The organism is Clostridium sp. chh4-2 (genome assembly GCF_002899675.1).
In the GTDB taxonomy this organism is placed as follows: domain Bacteria; phylum Bacillota; class Clostridia; order Lachnospirales; family Lachnospiraceae; genus CHH4-2.
The window spans coordinates 120,014-136,357 of record NZ_PKUU01000015.1 but is presented as its reverse complement, the minus strand read 5'-3'; the positions used below and the strand labels follow the sequence as shown (position 1 = coordinate 136,357).

At 44.1% G+C, this 16,344-nt stretch carries 14 protein-coding genes and 1 pseudogene; 14 read left to right on the top strand and 1 reads right to left on the bottom strand.

Features of this window, described 5'->3' with window-relative positions; all coding sequences use genetic code 11:
- Positions 1-5: 5 nt before the first annotated feature.
- Entirely contained in the window at positions 6-2,402 is a 2,397-nt protein-coding gene (locus C0033_RS16410; protein ID WP_103228969.1) for an endonuclease MutS2, read from the bottom strand.
- Positions 2,403-2,631: 229 nt separating this feature from the next.
- On the opposite strand from C0033_RS16410, the gene C0033_RS16405 reads away from it, so the two are divergent.
- The 14 genes and pseudogenes from C0033_RS16405 to C0033_RS16345 all read left to right on the top strand — a co-directional run bounded on the left by C0033_RS16405 (position 2,632) and on the right by C0033_RS16345 (position 16,249).
- Entirely contained in the window at positions 2,632-3,945 is a 1,314-nt protein-coding gene (locus C0033_RS16405; RefSeq protein WP_103228968.1) for a PDZ domain-containing protein, read from the top strand.
- Positions 3,946-4,001: 56 nt separating this feature from the next.
- Positions 4,002-4,949 (top strand): HD domain-containing protein, encoded by a 948-nt coding sequence (locus tag C0033_RS16400; RefSeq protein ID WP_103228967.1) that lies wholly within the window; start codon positions 4,002-4,004, stop codon positions 4,947-4,949.
- A gap of 483 nt (positions 4,950-5,432) precedes the next feature.
- Positions 5,433-6,800 carry a 23S rRNA (uracil(1939)-C(5))-methyltransferase RlmD gene (gene rlmD, locus C0033_RS16395; RefSeq protein WP_103228992.1) on the top strand — a complete coding sequence of 456 codons (1,368 nt, stop codon included), beginning with the start codon at positions 5,433-5,435 and terminating at the stop codon, positions 6,798-6,800.
- Positions 6,801-6,829: 29 nt separating this feature from the next.
- Positions 6,830-7,510, top strand: coding sequence for a hypothetical protein (locus C0033_RS16390; RefSeq protein ID WP_103228966.1), 681 nt, complete (start codon positions 6,830-6,832; stop codon positions 7,508-7,510).
- Between the two features lie 12 nt (positions 7,511-7,522).
- Complete coding sequence (locus tag C0033_RS27135) at positions 7,523-7,699, top strand: hypothetical protein (protein WP_180994776.1); 177 nt, start codon at positions 7,523-7,525, stop codon at positions 7,697-7,699.
- A gap of 77 nt (positions 7,700-7,776) precedes the next feature.
- Positions 7,777-7,935, top strand: coding sequence for a hypothetical protein (locus C0033_RS27800; protein WP_347501151.1), 159 nt, complete (start codon positions 7,777-7,779; stop codon positions 7,933-7,935).
- Positions 7,917-8,090 (top strand): annotated as a pseudogene (gene rhuM, locus C0033_RS27795) (RhuM family protein); the annotation flags it as partial. The gene C0033_RS27800 and the pseudogene rhuM (C0033_RS27795), both read left to right, overlap by 19 nt.
- A 58-nt stretch (positions 8,091-8,148) precedes the next feature.
- Positions 8,149-8,556: a RhuM family protein gene (gene rhuM, locus C0033_RS27790; protein WP_347501150.1), complete on the top strand. Its 408-nt coding sequence runs from the start codon at positions 8,149-8,151 to the stop codon at positions 8,554-8,556.
- Positions 8,557-8,793: 237 nt separating this feature from the next.
- Positions 8,794-9,837, top strand: a complete 1,044-nt coding sequence (locus tag C0033_RS16375) for a virulence RhuM family protein (RefSeq protein WP_103228964.1) — start codon at positions 8,794-8,796, stop codon at positions 9,835-9,837.
- 265 nt (positions 9,838-10,102) lie between these two features.
- A complete protein-coding gene (locus C0033_RS16365; RefSeq protein ID WP_103228962.1) occupies positions 10,103-10,435 on the top strand; it encodes a hypothetical protein in 333 nt (110 codons plus the stop codon).
- A 52-nt stretch (positions 10,436-10,487) separates the two neighbouring features.
- Positions 10,488-10,811 (top strand): multidrug transporter, encoded by a 324-nt coding sequence (locus C0033_RS16360; RefSeq protein WP_103228961.1) that lies wholly within the window; start codon positions 10,488-10,490, stop codon positions 10,809-10,811.
- Positions 10,812-10,998: 187 nt separating this feature from the next.
- Positions 10,999-11,409, top strand: coding sequence for a DUF3795 domain-containing protein (locus C0033_RS16355; protein ID WP_103228960.1), 411 nt, complete (start codon positions 10,999-11,001; stop codon positions 11,407-11,409).
- Positions 11,410-11,892: 483 nt separating this feature from the next.
- Entirely contained in the window at positions 11,893-12,732 is an 840-nt protein-coding gene (locus C0033_RS16350; RefSeq protein WP_103228991.1) for a sialate O-acetylesterase, read from the top strand.
- A 91-nt stretch (positions 12,733-12,823) separates the two neighbouring features.
- Positions 12,824-16,249, top strand: a complete 3,426-nt coding sequence (locus C0033_RS16345) for an Ig-like domain-containing protein (protein WP_180994775.1) — start codon at positions 12,824-12,826, stop codon at positions 16,247-16,249.
- The last annotated feature ends 95 nt before the right edge of the window (positions 16,250-16,344 follow it).

Genomic DNA, 16,344 nt, shown 5'->3' with positions numbered 1-16,344 from the left:
CCTGTTTATTTAAATGTAACGATGGTTACGCCGGTATCTCCTTCGCCAAATTCCCCAAGACGGAATTCCTTTACGTACTTGAGCTTTTTCAAATGTTTATGCACTCCGGCTTTCAGCGCTCCTGTGCCGCGGCCGTGAACCACACGCACCTGAGGCAGATGGGCCAGATAGGCGTCATCCAGATATTTGTCCAGTTCCGGTATGGCCTCATCCACGGTTTTTCCGATCAGTTTGATCTCCGGGGAAATGGTGGCGGATTTGGACATCTTGATCTTTCCGCTGCCGCTCATGCCCTTTTTGCCCATGGCGCCGGGAACAGCAGCCCCGGTAATGGTCTCTTCTTCAATCAGTTCCAAATCTTTTATATTGACCTGGGAACGGAGAATCCCCATCTGAACGAATAGATTGCCTTTGGCATCGGGCAGAGTGCTGACCGTGCCCTTTAAATTCATCGTAAGCACGCGGACGCTGTCGCCTATCTTTAAAGTCTTTGCATTGACCGCTTTCTTTGGACTCGGTGAATTCTTAACCGCCAGTTCTTTGTCTACAGAACCCAGCTTATCCCTGAGTTTGCTTCTCTCCGCTTCCAGCTCTTTGTTATAGCCGGACTGGGAAGCCAGTTTGTTGACCCGGCGGATTACCTGATCGGCAGTTTCCTTTGCCTCCCGGAGTATGCGCTGGGCCTCTTCGTTGGCATTGCGGATCAGAGCGTCCTTCCGCTCATCTAACCGCTCTTCTTTCTGCTCCAGCCGTGATTTCAGCCGTGAGATCTCTTCCTTATAGGACTGAATCTGTTCCCGCTCTTTTTCAATTGTGACGCGGCTCTCTTCCAGATTGGCCAGCAAATCTTCAAATGTTTCGTCTTCCGCTTCGATGTGTCCCTTGGCGTCTTCAATAATATAGTCCGGCAGTCCCAGCTTTTTGGAAATGGCGAACGCGTTGCTCTTGCCCGGTATGCCGATCAGCAGTCGGTAAGTAGGACGAAGGGTTTCTACGTTAAATTCACAGCAGGCATTTTCCACGGCAGGCGTTGTCAGGGCAAAGACCTTTAATTCGCTGTAATGGGTGGTTGCCATAGTGCGGCATTTCATGTTGTGCAGGAACGTCAGGATGGCGATGGCCAGCGCAGCGCCTTCGGTGGGGTCTGTTCCCGCTCCCAGCTCATCGAACAAACAGAGGGAACGGCTGTCCGCCTTGCCCAAAATGTCCACGATGTTGGTCATATGGGAAGAAAAGGTACTGAGACTCTGCTCAATGCTCTGTTCATCTCCGATATCTGCAAATACTTCATCAAATACGGCCAGTTCAGAGCCGTCAAACGCCGGAATGTGAAGCCCGGCCTGCCCCATCAGGGTGAAGAGCCCGACTGTCTTTAAGGAAACGGTTTTACCGCCCGTGTTGGGTCCCGTCACGATCAGAAGATCAAAGTCCCGTCCCAAATGAATGTTGATGGGAACCACCTTCTGCGGGTCTAACAACGGATGGCGTCCGTCTTTAATGTTGATGAAGCCTTTGTTGTTAAATATGGGCGCGCTGCATTTATAATGTTTGGACAGCGCCGCTTTTGCAAAAATAAAGTCCAGTTTAGCTAAAAGCTGAAGATTTAAGGCCAGTTCTTCCGTATAAGGCGCTAACTGGATGCTGAGATCGGCTAAAACGGCTTCGATCTCTTTCTGCTCCTGAATCTCTAACTCCCTCAGTTCATTGTTCAGCTTAATGATTGCCATAGGCTCGATAAAAAGCGTGGAACCGGTGGAGGACTGGTCGTGAACCATGCCGGCCACCTGATTCTTGTATTCCGATTTGACCGGAAGGCAGTAGCGCCCGTCTCTCATGGTGATGACCGGGTCCATCAGATAGGAACGGTTGGAGTTAAGTATGGAGTTTAACTGGGTATGAACCCGGTCATTGATCACTTTCATGGAGCGGCGCACATGCCGCAGCCCCGGGCTGGCGTCATCGCTGACTTCGTCCTCGGAAAGAATGCAGCGTTTAATCTCCGTATTCACCGGAGTGAGGGGCTCTAAGGAACGGAACATCTCTTCCAGGGAATCGTCCGGAAATTCGTCTGATTCCTCATGGCGTCCGTAATTTTTTGCGCGGGCGGAGATGGTGAGCAGGGAGCTGATGGACAGAATTTCCACAATTCCGAGAGAGCTTCCGATCTCCAGGCGCTTTAAAGAGTCCCTGATATCCCGCACTCCGCTGAAGGAAATGCTTCCTTTCTGGCGAATGCGGGTCACGGCATCGCTGGTTTCTGTCTGATTTTGTATAATTTCATCCAGATCGGAAGACGGCACCAGGTTTTTGCAGAGTTCCTGTCCCGGCTGGGTGGTGGCATATTCCGTCAGCTGGCTGATAATCTTATGGTATTCCAATGTTTTTAATGCTTTTAAATTCATAGATACATCCCTTTCGGTATAGATAAATCGGGTTATGATGTTACGGTGGGATACTGGGACATTCGAAAATGCGCGTAAATGCCGGGATTTGGAGAGAAAATCCCCTCTGCGCAAGTATAATATCCTGACGATATTATACCATAAAAACTTTGATTTACTATCTTTTTCTTGCATAAATGGACGAACCATCTTATAATAGATGTAGCTATTTTTTGAAGTGGAGGTTGCTATGCCAGATGTAAAAGGTCCTGACAAAGAAGCAGCTGAAAAACGCCGCTTTATGCGAGAGAAGATTGTAAGACAGCCGATGACAAAGAAGCAGATTGCTATGCGGGTTGCTGTCTTTTTCTTTATTGCGCTTGCAGCAGGTGTGGCAGCGGGCATCAGCTTTGCGGTAGCAAGGCCGATTGCAGACCGCTATCTTGGCAACACTACGGAAGAGATGACGCAGATCACCATTCCCAAGGATGAGCCTGAGACGACCACACAGGCAGCGACTGTAGTTCAGACAACAGAGCCCAAGGAAACAGAACCGATTGAAGAGATCCTTCAGTCAGCAATTGAAGATTATAAATTTACCATTGACGATTTCAACAGTTTATATGGGAATTTAAGGACAATTGCCCAGGAAGCGGACAAGGGTGTGGTGACCGTTCATTCTGTAAAACAGCAGATGGACTGGTTTGATAACCCTATCGAGACCGCAGGCCTTTACGCAGGCGCAGTGATTGCCGCCACCAGAACAGAACTGCTGATTCTGACACCGGAAGCGGCGGTTGAGAATGCTGATTCCATTAAAGTGGCATTCAGCGACGGCAGCGAGGTGAGCGGAACGATCAAGCAGGCGGATACCATATTAGGTATGGCGATCGTAAGCGTCAACACGGATGCCATGGACCCCAATGCTTTGAAGAATGTAAAAGCCATAGAGTTGGGCAATTCCTACAGCGTTAAGCAGGGAGATATGCTGATCGCAGTGGGCGGACCGGCCGGAATGGTACATTCGACCGCTTATGGAGACGTAGCTTACGTGATGCGCAACGTACAGGTTATAGATGGTACAAGCCGTATTTTATATGTGGATTTGTGCGGAAGCGCAGCTATGGGAACATTTTTAATCAACACCAGCGGACAGATGGTTGGCTGGGTAACGGATGAATACCGGATGGAAGCCAGTCCCAATATGACCAGCGTTATGGCTATTTCCGATTATAAGGGATTATTGGAGCGCATGAGCAATGGACGCCCGGCCGCATATTTCGGTATGATCGGTCAGGAAGTTAATGAAGCTATGATGGAACAGGGACTGCCCGGAGGCGTATACGCAGCCGATGTTATCGTGGACAGCCCGGCCTATAATGCAGGGATTCAGCCGGGAGATATCATAACCAAGATCGGGGAACGCGAGATCCGCACCATGAAGGATTTCCAGACCCAGGTGGAGAGCATGAATCCGGAAGAAGCTGCGACAGTGCTGGTTCAGCGCAATGGAATTAACGAATACAAAGAAATAGAATATCATTTGACGATAGGAGCCAGGTAGCAGGAAGCGACTGGCTCTTCGTTTAGGAGATAATAGAAAGAGAGAATTGAAGAATTATGAGATATATTGAGATGTTCCGCGAGGGAATGCACGTATCAGACGTTTATTTATGCAAAAACAAACAGATCGCACTTACGAAAGCCGGCAAGGAATACGGCAATCTGGTGCTTCAGGACAAATCAGGCACCATCGATGCTAAGATCTGGGATTTGGGCTCTCCGGGAATCGGCAATTTTGAAACTATGGATTACGTTTATATCGATGCGGATGTGACTGTTTTCATGAATTCCAACCAGCTGAGCATTAAACGAATCCGCAAAGCGGATGAAAGCGAGTACATACCGGGAGATTATCTTCCTGTTTCACGGAAAGATATCGGCCTGATGTATGAGGAACTGCTGGGATTTATCCGTACCATCAAGAATCCTTACCTTCACCAACTGGCGGACAGCTATTTTGTAAATGACCGGGAGTTTGCTAAGGCATTTCAGTTCCACAGCGCGGCAAAGAGCGTTCATCACGGATTTGTGGGCGGACTGCTGGAGCATACGCTGAGCGTGGTTAAGCTCTGTGATTATTATGCGGGCTATTATCCGCTGATTAACAGAGATCTGCTGATTACCGCAGCCATGTTTCACGATATCGGAAAAACAAAAGAATTATCCGCATTTCCGGAAAATGATTACACGGATGACGGCCAGTTATTAGGCCACATCATCATCGGAACAGAGATGATCGGCGAGCGTATCCGCACCATTCCGGGATTTCCTGAGAAAACGGCGGCGGAACTGAAACACTGCATTCTGGCCCATCACGGGGAGCTTGAATACGGTTCTCCTAAGAAACCGGCTTTAATCGAAGCTCTGGCTTTAAATTTTGCGGACAATACGGACGCCAAACTCCAGACAATGACGGAATTATTAAATGCGGCTGGGGATAATAACGGCTGGCTCGGATTCAACCGTCTGCTGGACAGCAATGTGAGAAAGACAACAGAATTTTAAACGTAACTGTTCAGTAGGTCTGCGCATTTACTGCGCTGACCGTAATAAAACTTGGAAAAGCAGGCAAAAATCCCATCGCCGCAGGCGATTTCGCATGGATTTTTGCTCGTAATTGTGAGGGTACTGAACAATTACGTTTAAACAATATAAAGAAGCGTTCTACTTTCATTCATGTGGGGGATACTGAATGGGTTGGAACGCTTTTGCTGTTAGGCGAATCCGGCAGCTGATTTGTGCGCGCTATATGCTGCCCGGATTCATTTATATCATGTATTAATGATACTGAATAGTTGTGTACAAAGTTTGATCATTCTCTAAAATAACAATAAATGGAAATGAAGTTTCTGTTACTTTTATCTTTATATTTCTTGCGGAATTATAAGAAAATTATTGATAAAGAAACAGCAGAAAGCGGAGAAAACTTATACGAAAACAGATTATTTTGGATTGACCGGCATTTATGGCCGGAATATGGAGGACGATATGAATAAGAATGAGGTATTTACCGTTTTAATAGAAGATATGAGCGACACAGGAGAGGGAATCGGGAAGGTGGACGGATATATCTGGTTCATCAAAGACGCGGTAATCGGCGACGAAGTGGAAGCGAAAGTGATGAAAACGAAAAAGTCTTACGGCTTTGCCAAGCTGATCCGCGTCATCAAACCATCCCCTGACCGGGTGGAAGCCAGATGCCCGGTGGCCCGCCAATGCGGCGGCTGCCAGCTTCAGGCCATGAGCTATGAAGCGCAGCTGAAATTTAAAGAGAGAAAAATTTATAACAATCTGCTAAGAATCGGTAAATTTACGGAAGATGAGATTCACATGCTGCCCATTATGGGCATGGAAGACCCTTGGAGATACCGCAACAAAGCCCAGTTTCCATTCGGTTTAAATAAGGAAGGCCGGATTATCACCGGTTTCTATGCCGGCAGAACCCATTCCATCATTGAGAATGAGGATTGTCTGCTTGGGGTGGAGGTTAATAAGGAAATTCTGGGGCGGATTAAGGGATTTATGAACGCTTATGGGGTGAAGCCGTATGATGAAGAGGGCCATAGGGGCTTGGTCCGCCATGCGCTGATCCGCGTGGGATTTAAAACAGGCGAGATTATGGTCTGCCTTGTGATTAATGGGAAAAAGCTGCCTTATGGAGAGTTTTTGGTGGAAAGCTTGAGAGAGGTACCGGGAATGACCAGCATCTCTTACAGCATTAACCGGGAAAAGACCAATGTGATCATGGGAAAAGAGGTTGTCAATCTGTATGGACCGGGTTATATTGCGGACTATATCGGCAATGTAAAATACCGGATCTCACCGCTTTCTTTCTATCAGGTGAATCCTGTCCAGACGGAAAAATTGTATGGAACGGCTCTGGAATACGCGGGGCTGACCGGAGATGAAGTGGTGTGGGATCTGTACTGCGGGATCGGAACTATCTCACTGTTTTTGGCTCAGAAGGCGAAAAAGGTGTATGGCGTGGAAATCGTGCCTCAGGCGATTGAGGACGCTAGAGAAAATGCCAGGATTAATGGAATTGAGAACGTGGAATTCTTTGTTGGAAAAGCGGAAGAAGTGCTTCCCGAGCAGTTTGAAAAGAATCAGGTTCACGCAGATGTGATCGTGGTGGACCCGCCGAGAAAAGGCTGCGACCAGGTTTGTCTGGAGACGATTGTGAAGATGAGGCCGGAGAAGGTGGTGTATGTGAGCTGTGATTCGGCTACGCTGGCACGGGATTTGAGGTATTTGGTGGATTGCGGGTATGAGATGGGGAGAGTTAGAGGGTGCGATATGTTTCCGGGATCAACACATTGTGAGGTTTGCGTCGAAATTTGTCGAACAAAACAGTGAATTATATTTTGTGTTATGAGGAGGTTGTGATGAATAAGCAGGATTTTATACATCTGTATTGGAAAATTTATATTTCTATTGAAAAAGAATTTGCTGAAACTTTAAACTATGTTTCATTGGATGTAGAAAATTATGGTACATTCTCTTCCTCATATATTAAAATATTATTGCAAGTGGGTAGTGAGATTGACATAGTGGCAAAATCAATTTGTAATTACCACGAAAAGAGTTTCAAAGGAGAAAATATTAATGATTATCGACCTGTAATTATGAAACATGAGACTGATTTTAGCAATACTGAAGTGAAAATATTACAGATTAAAGAGGCATTTTCAATAAAACCTTGGGAAATATGGGGGGTAACAAATAAAAATGGTGTAGTTGAAAATCCAAGCTGGTGGAAAGTTTATAATAAAGTTAAACATGATCGACATACAGTCGGTACTATTAACGACATGAGCAAGGAGTATTACAAGTTTGCAAATTTAGAATACACGTTATACTCGTTAGCAGGTTTATATCAATTACTAATATACTATTATTATGATTTAGCCCAAAAAGATAGAATACAAGTACCATTACCGGGTTCTCGCCTTTTTACCTTGTCTGGTGGTAAATGGGATGATATAGTTTTTTATAAAGATATTTCATTTTACATAGATTTTTCAGATGGACATCTTTATAGTGAATCAGGTGAGTTTGTTTATTGATAGATGTTTAATATGGATATTAGCGAAGGTAGGAGAGAAAGCAGATGTCTGAATGAAAAGAATGGAAAAGAGAAAGAAAAGGTAATATTTCCAATAGAGCCTAATCTTTCGGAAATTAGCCAGTCTCATGTGCAATTTATTGAAGAAATTAAGGAAAAGATAAAGAGCCAGAGAATTTCTGCTGTTTAGAAAGCCTATGCAACAGTTTTTTGAGAACAAGAGGATGGAAAATGAATCTAAATAATAATGCTGAAAAAAGATCTCAAATGCTTAATTATACCACTGTGGATGGTCTGACGAAAATTGAAACGGCATTTGACGGCGATACTGTCTGGCTTTCAATTGATCAGATGGCTGAATTGTTTCAAAGAGATAAGTCAACGATTACGAGACATATAAAAAATATATTCAAAGAGGACAATTAAGCAGAGATTCAGTTGTTGCAAAAATTACAACAACTGCGGCCCATGGGAAAAATTATAAGGTTGAGTATTACAATCTTGATGTTATTATTTCCGTTGGCTATCGAGTGAAGTCAAAGCGTGGTACGCAGTTCAGAATTTGGGTGACTGGTATTTTGAAGGAATATATGAGGAAAGGATTTGCCTTGGATGATGAGCGGCTGAAGAACCTTGGCGGTGGAGGTTATTTATACAAGTGCGGATGCAGAGAGAGAGTTTATGGGACTGACTACCTTTGCAGGAAAACAACCTATATTAAAAGAGGCCGTTATAGCGAAGAACTATCTGGACGAGAAAGAACTTCGTGCTATGGGGCAGCTTGTATCCGGATATTTGGATTTTGCAGAGCGCCAGGCAGAGCGGGAGCAGGTTATGACCATGCAGGACTGGTCAGACCATCTGGATCGTATTTTGACAATGAGTGGAGAGCTGCTTTTGGAGGGAAATGGAAGCATATCTCATAAACAGGCAGTTGATAAGGCAACCGATGAATATCGGAAATATAAAGCGAGGACACTTAGCGATGTTGAACAAGATTATTTGAATTCACTTCAGTTATTGCAGAAGAAAGCAAATGAAAAGTAATGTGCCACAGGTTGTGCACACTTTAAAACAGACCGAAGTTGAGACTTTAGAAAAAACAGTAGAGCTATGTTGACAGGAATAATAACCGTTCCACCAAGGCCGAATTTTGCCCTCTAGGAATCTTTTTCACAGACTCCACATATACAGAATGCTGTGTGGAACTGGATTAAGTAACACTAATAATAAACTTAGCTTATTAAAAATAATTTAAAAATTACGATGAAACTGGAGAGGACTATGCAGGAAGGGAAAAACGAAATAACCATTCACAGCTCGGCAGCTGAGTATCTGACTTATGTAGCATCGGTCGGTGATAATGCTGATAGTATGGAAATGCGTTACGAGTCCGAAAATATATGGCTGACACAGAGAATGATGGCACAGCTTTATAGTGTAGATGTAAGGACAATTAATGAACATATCAAGAAAATATATGACGACAATGAGCTTATAGAGGAGGCAACTATCCGGAAATTCCGGATAGTTCAAACGGAAGGTTCCCGTCAGGTAAATCGAGAGCTTATTCATTATAATCTCCAGATGATTATTGCTGTTGGTTTTAAAGTAAATAATGAACGTGCGGTCCGTTTTCGTAAATGGGCGGGACAAATTGTAAAAGATTATACAATTCAAGGCTGGACGATGGATAAAGAACGTCTGAAAAAAGGACATATGTTCACGGACGAGTATTTTGAAAGACAGTTGCAAAATATACGCGAGATACGTCTTTCAGAGCGGAAGTTCTATCAGAAAGTTACGGATTTATATGCCACCGCCTTTGATTATGATAAAGATGCGAAGACTACGAGGCGTTTTTTCCAGACAGTGCAGAATAAAATGCATTGGGCAGTTCACAGGCATACAGTAGCAGAACTGATTGTAGAACGTGCAGATGCTGAAAAAGAACATATGGGATTGACATCGTGGGAAGCAGCTCCTGATGGTAAGATAGTAAAAACGGATGTTTTGATTGCAAAGAATTATTTAAGTGATAAAGAGATGTCCTACATGGAACGTATTGTATCTTTGTACCTTGATTACGCAGAACTGCAGGCGGAGCGTCAGATTCCGATGAGTATGGAAGATTGGGCGAAGCGTCTGGATGGTTTTTTGGAATTTAATGGAAATGAAATCCTTACGGATGCTGGAAAAATCAGTGCAGAACAGGCAAAACTTTATGCGGAAACAGAATTCGAAAAATATCGGATCGTACAGGATAGAATGTTCATATCAGATTATGATAAATTCTTACTTGAACTAGAAGAAAAATCGAAGGAATAATTTAGTTTAAAATTGGTAAAAGGTTTTTGCCGCTAAGATCAAAGTGGAGGTTTGGTAATTACTATTGTTGATGAAGTGGACGATGTAGTTGCTGCGCGGTTGATGGCAATACCGGCTTTGCTTCAACAGATGTGGATCAGGCTGGTTGAGGAAGAGTTGTATTTGGTGGGAGACGATTGGGTAAAAGCGGATGTAAGCTGCACTGCAGGGAGTAGGATGTGGTATGTCTATCTATTGCATAAAAATGAACGCGGAGGATATTGATATGTATGAGTGGAAAAATGTAACTGAATATTTTTCGGAAGAAGAAAGGCATTATAAAGATACTTATCTGGAAATAGATGAAGTATACGATGAAAAAGTCGAAGTGAGTTTATTTTCTTCACCAGATGGATTATATGAACTATATGTTTCCTATGGTATAATGCATGGTATTATTTATGTGGAGGCAGAAAAGGCAGATTCAAAACGTGAAGAGGTTAAAAACGAACTTGCACAGGAATATCAAAAACACAAGGAACCAACAAACGAATTTATAGATGCGTTTAGTGAAAAACACAAACTGAAACTGCCAATTGATATTTTTTTTGACATGTAGAAGCTGCTGTATAAATTTTCTATAACGCGGGAATAACAGGAGGATTTATATTTTGCCGGAAAGAGGATTTACAGAAAAGGACTGGAAACTTTTTAGAAATAAGATATCCGATTGGCAGGAAGCCTATATGGACAAACTCAATAAGGAATACATAGAATTATTAAGTGAAGACGCCAATCCGTCAGATAAGTTTTGGCGTTTGGAAAAGAGAATTAAGGAAGACAGGAGGCAGACCGGTGTCTGCGCAGACATGCGCCGTTCACAAATGATTTATAATATTATTTCACTTATAAGTGAAGGCGCGATTGATTTTGAAGATTTGGAGGAATTCGGTGCTGAACTGAAGGAAGTTGTAAGATTTTATATAGAAAGATAGTTTTGAGATATGATCAAGTTGTGAATTTTTTGATAATATGGTGTCTGCATTATGGATGACGGATTATAGCAAGGTCATTATACTTCTCCTGCTGACAATTTAAAGTGTATTATGCAGCACATGGGGTTCTACAGCAGCGGAAAGAGTATAGGAGCGGGTAAATTAAATTTAGCAGGAGAACCAGTCTATGAAAATGCCGAAAAATATTGATACAATTATGTTTGCTCCCTGCGGAATGAATTGTATGGTTTGTTATAAGCATTGTTATCACAAAAAGCCATGCGCCGGTTGTTTAAATACCGATATAGGAAAGCCGGAACACTGCCGTAAATGTAAGATAAAAGAGTGTGCCGGTCAAAACGAGGTGATTTATTGCTTTAATTGCTCCGATTATCCTTGTAAGCTGATAAAAAATCTTGAAAAAAGCTATAACAAAAGGTATCAAGCCAGCTTTATGGGCAATAGTGAACAGGTTCGGCAAAGCGGTTTAGAAACATTTATGGAAAATCAAAAAGAGAGATATACCTGTTTAAAATGCGGCGGTATTATTTCTATTCACGATAGGGAATGCAGCGAGTGCCAGGAAAAGATGAAATGATTAAATTGTGGTTACATTCTTGCTTTTAGAGTTATATGTAAATATATAAAAAGTCGTCATAAAGCTGAATGGTTCTTTCTTGGCTTTGGGTGCGGAGCTGCGCCGGAGGATTAATATCCCAGTGTACCGCCATCTGAATACGAGCCGTAAAAATGAACGTGACTGGCGAACACATGTATTTTGTGTCCGACAGTCACGTTCATTTTTATGGCGAGTAGGAAGCCCGGCGGACACGGGATATTAACCCTCCGGCGCAGCTCCGCACCCAAAGCCAAGAAAGAACCGCTGAATTGGGCTAAATATGGCGGCTTTTATTTCTGTTTTTTCGAAACTAAATGAGAATTTTCGGTAAAAGGCATATCTGAGAATGCGAAGCTTCAGTAAAACAGAAGTCGCCAGCGTTGGAAAATCGTGATATAATTTGGAAATAGCGGTCTTACAAAAACGCCTTAAACAAGAGAAGTGTACACAAAACAGGAGGACATAATGAAAGCAATTTTAATGATCGGCCAATCAAACATGGCCGGGCGGGGCTTTTTAAATGAAGTGCCGCTCATCTGCAATGAAAGAATTCAAATGCTCCGCAACGGAAGATGGCAAATGATGACAGAACCGATTAACTATGACAGACCGGTTGCAGGCGTGGGGCTTGCCGGATCATTTGCCGCAATGTGGTGTATGGAGAATGAAGCGGATAAAATCGGATTAATTCCCTGTGCAGAGGGAGGGAGTTCAATCGATGAGTGGGCCATAGATAAAACGTTGTTTAAGCATGCAAGCTGTCAGTCAAAATTCGCAATGCAGGACGCCGAGCTCATCGGAATCTTGTGGCACCAGGGGGAGAACGACAGTAATGGCGGAAAATATCACACCTATTATGAAAAATTGCGGGTGATAGTGGAGGCGCTGCGAAAAGAACTGGATGTACCTGAAATACCTTTTATCATGGGCGGATTGGGAGACTATTTGGGGAAGTCGGGTTTTGGGCTGAATTGTACGGAATATGATCTCATCAATGGCGAGTTGATGAGATTTGCCGCTGAGCAGAAATGCTGCTATTTTGTGACGGCAGAAGGATTAACGTCCAATCCCGACGGAATCCACTTGAGCGCGATGTCACAAAGAAAATTTGGCATACGCTATTATGAGGCCTTTTCAAAGAGAAAAGATGTGTTAACTCCTGTGGAAAATGAGATGGAACGATTGGATATGTGCATTAACCGGCCGTTTACAAAAGGTGAAAAAATGTATTTGGGGCTGACGGATTTTGCATCAGGAAAGATAACTTATGAGGAATTTGTGGAGAAAATGGGGATGCAGTAGATTGATTATCGATTTCTTCGGACCTGCTGAACAGTTACATGATAACATAAAAAATGTATCCGGATACATAAAAAGGGGCAGACATTATAAAATGGGTGAGCGATTAGAACGATTAAAGCGGACATTTAGGAGAAAAACAGCTTGGTTCCTGGCAGCGGTAATGCTGGGGGTGTACGAGACAACTGCGTTAGGGACGATAATGGTTTATGCGCTGCCAGATCCGGCGGCTGTTGATGAAGAGGCAGAAGATCTATGGGAAAAAGTTGAAAGCGGGGGGGAAGTTATCATTGCCTTTCCAAGCCAGCTGGAAGCTGTTATTTCTTCGGCAGAAGATGAGGATCGCTATTCGTTCCGGCTGGAAGATGAGACGGATTTAACACTGTCTTTAGAATCGGATTATCCGTGTGATCTGGAGCTGATATCAAAGGAACGCGTGATTGGAGAATCCAGAAAGCCGTACAGCCAGATATTAGAGCCTGCCGGTCTGGAAGCGGGAACCTATACCGTCCGCATTGTCCCTCATGAGGGAACGGAGAGAGCTTCCTATACACTGCGTGTTGCCGGGCAGGCAGACCGAAAGAAGAAGCCGGACTATTCAGAGGCCCATATAGCCGGAACCATTTTTGATCCTGAATCACCTTTCCGCTATTTGAATATTCAAAATGCGGAAGAAAAGGATCAGGGAAGCAGCCCGATTGCCGTTATGCACTATCTTGCCCATTGGCAGGGACCGGTAAATGAATCCGTAGTGCCCTATTATTCGAAGGGGGATTATGGAGAGATTCCCGGCGATTATATCTTCTATAAAAAGGCGAATCCGGAATTTCATGAACAGAATGCGATTATTCTTCCGGGGAATAACGGAGACGGTAAACATATAGAGCATTGGAAGAATGCGATTATGACATATGGGGCCGTCCAAACTGGTTTTTACACCAGTTATAAGTATCTGGATAAAAATGAGGGTGACGGATATCCGGATTGGGACCTACGGTACTTTTATGCTCCCAATGATATGGAATATGAGAGGTTCGGCGGCCATTCGACTTTGATTGTGGGCTGGGATGATACGGTGAAAAGAGAGAATTTCCGTGTTACACAGAGGGAGATACCATCAGATGTGGAGCCCGATGGCTCTAATATAAAACTCATTAAAGAGACCATGCCGGAACATGATGGGGCGTGGATCTGCAGAGACTCTTATGGGACGGATAATATATATGGGGTACCTGATTATTTTTACGTTTCTTACGAGTCTTGCGACTTTGGAGTACCGGCTTTTACGCCGTCTGCATATGCGCCCGGTGAAAAAAATGACAACTATAACCATATGTACAGTAATTCGGCTGGTGGGCTCATTGATGTGGCAGTAGGCAACACAGGCTTTTTAAGGGGGGTAGAGGTCTTTCACAATGACGGAGATGCTGAGCTTTTGAGAGCGGTTGGTTTTGCTGTGGGGCAGGGAGAACTTTCCTATGAAATCGGTATCAGAATAGAAGATGGTCCGGTGGAAAAGGTGAAATCAGGTTATATTAAGTATTCGGGCTTTCATACCGTGCGTTTGGAGGACGGAATTATGATTCCAAAAGACGCTGACTTTGAAATACATGTGGCTTTTTCAAACGATGATCATAGAAAAATTAGCTTTTTTACAAGCCGAAACGTTGAAAACTGGGTGAATGGTGTGACGGCAATTCCGGGAAAAGCTTTTTATTATACAAGCTGGAGTGACGAGACGGACTTGATTGATGCATCGGCTCTTTCGGAATATCCTTGCATTTATGCCTATACATACGCTTCGTCAGACCGGGGAATTACAATACTGGACAATAAAGAAAAAGCAGAAGGATACGATCCGTTTCCGGGAACTGCTACAAGCTCAAATGCGGAGGCAGATACTGAGACAGATATTGGAACAGATATTGGAGGAGTTACGGAAACCGATGAGGGAGAGACGGCAGTAGAAACAGCTACATCGTCTAATGCGGACAAAAACGCTGTTTCAACCGACATACGAAAGAACCGGAAACACAGTAAAACAGCATCTCCGTCAGATGCGGATTATGATGACGGCATGGATATTGAAGATGATGCCGTTTACGAGGAAGACAGAGATGAAAATGCAGATATAATCGACGAGTATGGGGTGGCAACATCTTCCAATGCGGAGAGTTTTAATGGTGCGGGCGAAGATATTTTGGAAGATGACCTTCAATTAATTGAGCAGAAGGAAAATGAGGGGAAAGAAGAACTGTTTAAAAACCGGCAGATGAGAATCCGGGATACGGGAGCCGTACCGCTTGAGAATGTGGAACCTTCGGAGATAGGCCCGCTTAATCTGAATCTCCCTGCCGCCTATGATTCCAGAGATTATCATCTGATCACGGAGGCGAAACATCAGGGAAACAGCAGCATATGCTGGGCATTTTCAGCGGCGGGAGCGCTGGAGGCCAGTTATTTAAGATATGGAAACCAACTGATTAATTACCCAAGAGGATTGAATATTATTTCCAGAGAAGAGGCGATTACAGACGGTACTGTTTCGCTGAAACTGAAACAGGGACAGACGATTCCATTGGATTTTTCAGCTGTCTTGTATTCAGACAGCGAGTATTTCAGCCCTGGAAGTCCTCAGGTATATTGGGAGATTACCGGGGATTTGGGCAGTGTGGAAAAAGGAAAGATCCTTTCGGAAAGCGGAGAAGAAACCACTGTACTGACAGCCAAAGCGCCCGGAAAAGTGACTGTAACGGCTGTCAGCATGGCGGATATGAGTTTGAAGGCTTCCTGTCAGATTGAAATTACAGAATCTGCTCCGGCAAAAGTATTTGTAAAGCCGGAAAGTCTGACTATGAATGTGGGAGATATGCAGGTACTGGAAACGACTGTGGAAGCAGAGGAAGAACTGACTGTAATCTATTCCTCAGACAGGCCTGATATTGTTTCTGTGGATAAAACGGGCCGGATTCTGGCATTGAAACCGGGCGAGGCAGTTATTACCGCGAAAGCCGGCGATGGTCAGGCGTCCTGCAGGATAACAGTAAGAGACAGGACTGGTTCCAAGCACAGTTCCCGCCCTGTTCGTTCTGCTGAGCGGAGGGAGGTTCCGGATACGGTCAGCGGTTCCTGGGAACAGAATGGCGGTGGCTGGCTCTTTAAGAAAACGGACGGAAGCTATGCGCAGTCCTCCTGGGAGAGAATCGGCGGCCTATGGTATTATTTTAAAGAAGACTGTTTGGCGGCTTCGGGTTGGCTGAATCAGGGAGAGACCTGGTATTATCTGAGCCAGGATGCGGCATCTTACGGCAGGATGGAAACGGGCTGGGTCTATGATCCGTCATTCCAAAGATGGTTCTATCTGGAGGAGAACGGCGCCATGTCTGTGGGATGGAGAGAGATTGACGGCAAATGGTATTATTTCCATACGGAATCCGATGGAGGAAAAGGGAAGATGTATGCAGGAGAAAGGACACCGGACGGTTATAAGACAGGACCGAATGGAGAATGGGTTCCATAAATTAGAAAGGATTTATTAGATGAACTGCTTTTTAGTTCTGTAATGTTCATGGCTGAGAGATCATGGCGGAAATCATTTTGAGGGATTTCCGCCAT

Coding starts and splice junctions, on each gene's coding strand:
- C0033_RS16410 (WP_103228969.1), bottom strand. CDS start 2,402: ATGAATTTAAAAGCATTAAAAACATTGGAATACCATAAGATTATCAGC.
- C0033_RS16405 (WP_103228968.1), top strand. CDS start 2,632: ATGCCAGATGTAAAAGGTCCTGACAAAGAAGCAGCTGAAAAACGCCGC.
- C0033_RS16400 (WP_103228967.1), top strand. CDS start 4,002: ATGAGATATATTGAGATGTTCCGCGAGGGAATGCACGTATCAGACGTT.
- rlmD (WP_103228992.1), top strand. CDS start 5,433: ATGAATAAGAATGAGGTATTTACCGTTTTAATAGAAGATATGAGCGAC.
- C0033_RS16390 (WP_103228966.1), top strand. CDS start 6,830: ATGAATAAGCAGGATTTTATACATCTGTATTGGAAAATTTATATTTCT.
- C0033_RS27135 (WP_180994776.1), top strand. CDS start 7,523: ATGGATATTAGCGAAGGTAGGAGAGAAAGCAGATGTCTGAATGAAAAG.
- C0033_RS27800 (WP_347501151.1), top strand. CDS start 7,777: ATGCTTAATTATACCACTGTGGATGGTCTGACGAAAATTGAAACGGCA.
- C0033_RS16375 (WP_103228964.1), top strand. CDS start 8,794: ATGCAGGAAGGGAAAAACGAAATAACCATTCACAGCTCGGCAGCTGAG.
- C0033_RS16365 (WP_103228962.1), top strand. CDS start 10,103: ATGTATGAGTGGAAAAATGTAACTGAATATTTTTCGGAAGAAGAAAGG.
- C0033_RS16355 (WP_103228960.1), top strand. CDS start 10,999: ATGAAAATGCCGAAAAATATTGATACAATTATGTTTGCTCCCTGCGGA.
- C0033_RS16345 (WP_180994775.1), top strand. CDS start 12,824: ATGGGTGAGCGATTAGAACGATTAAAGCGGACATTTAGGAGAAAAACA.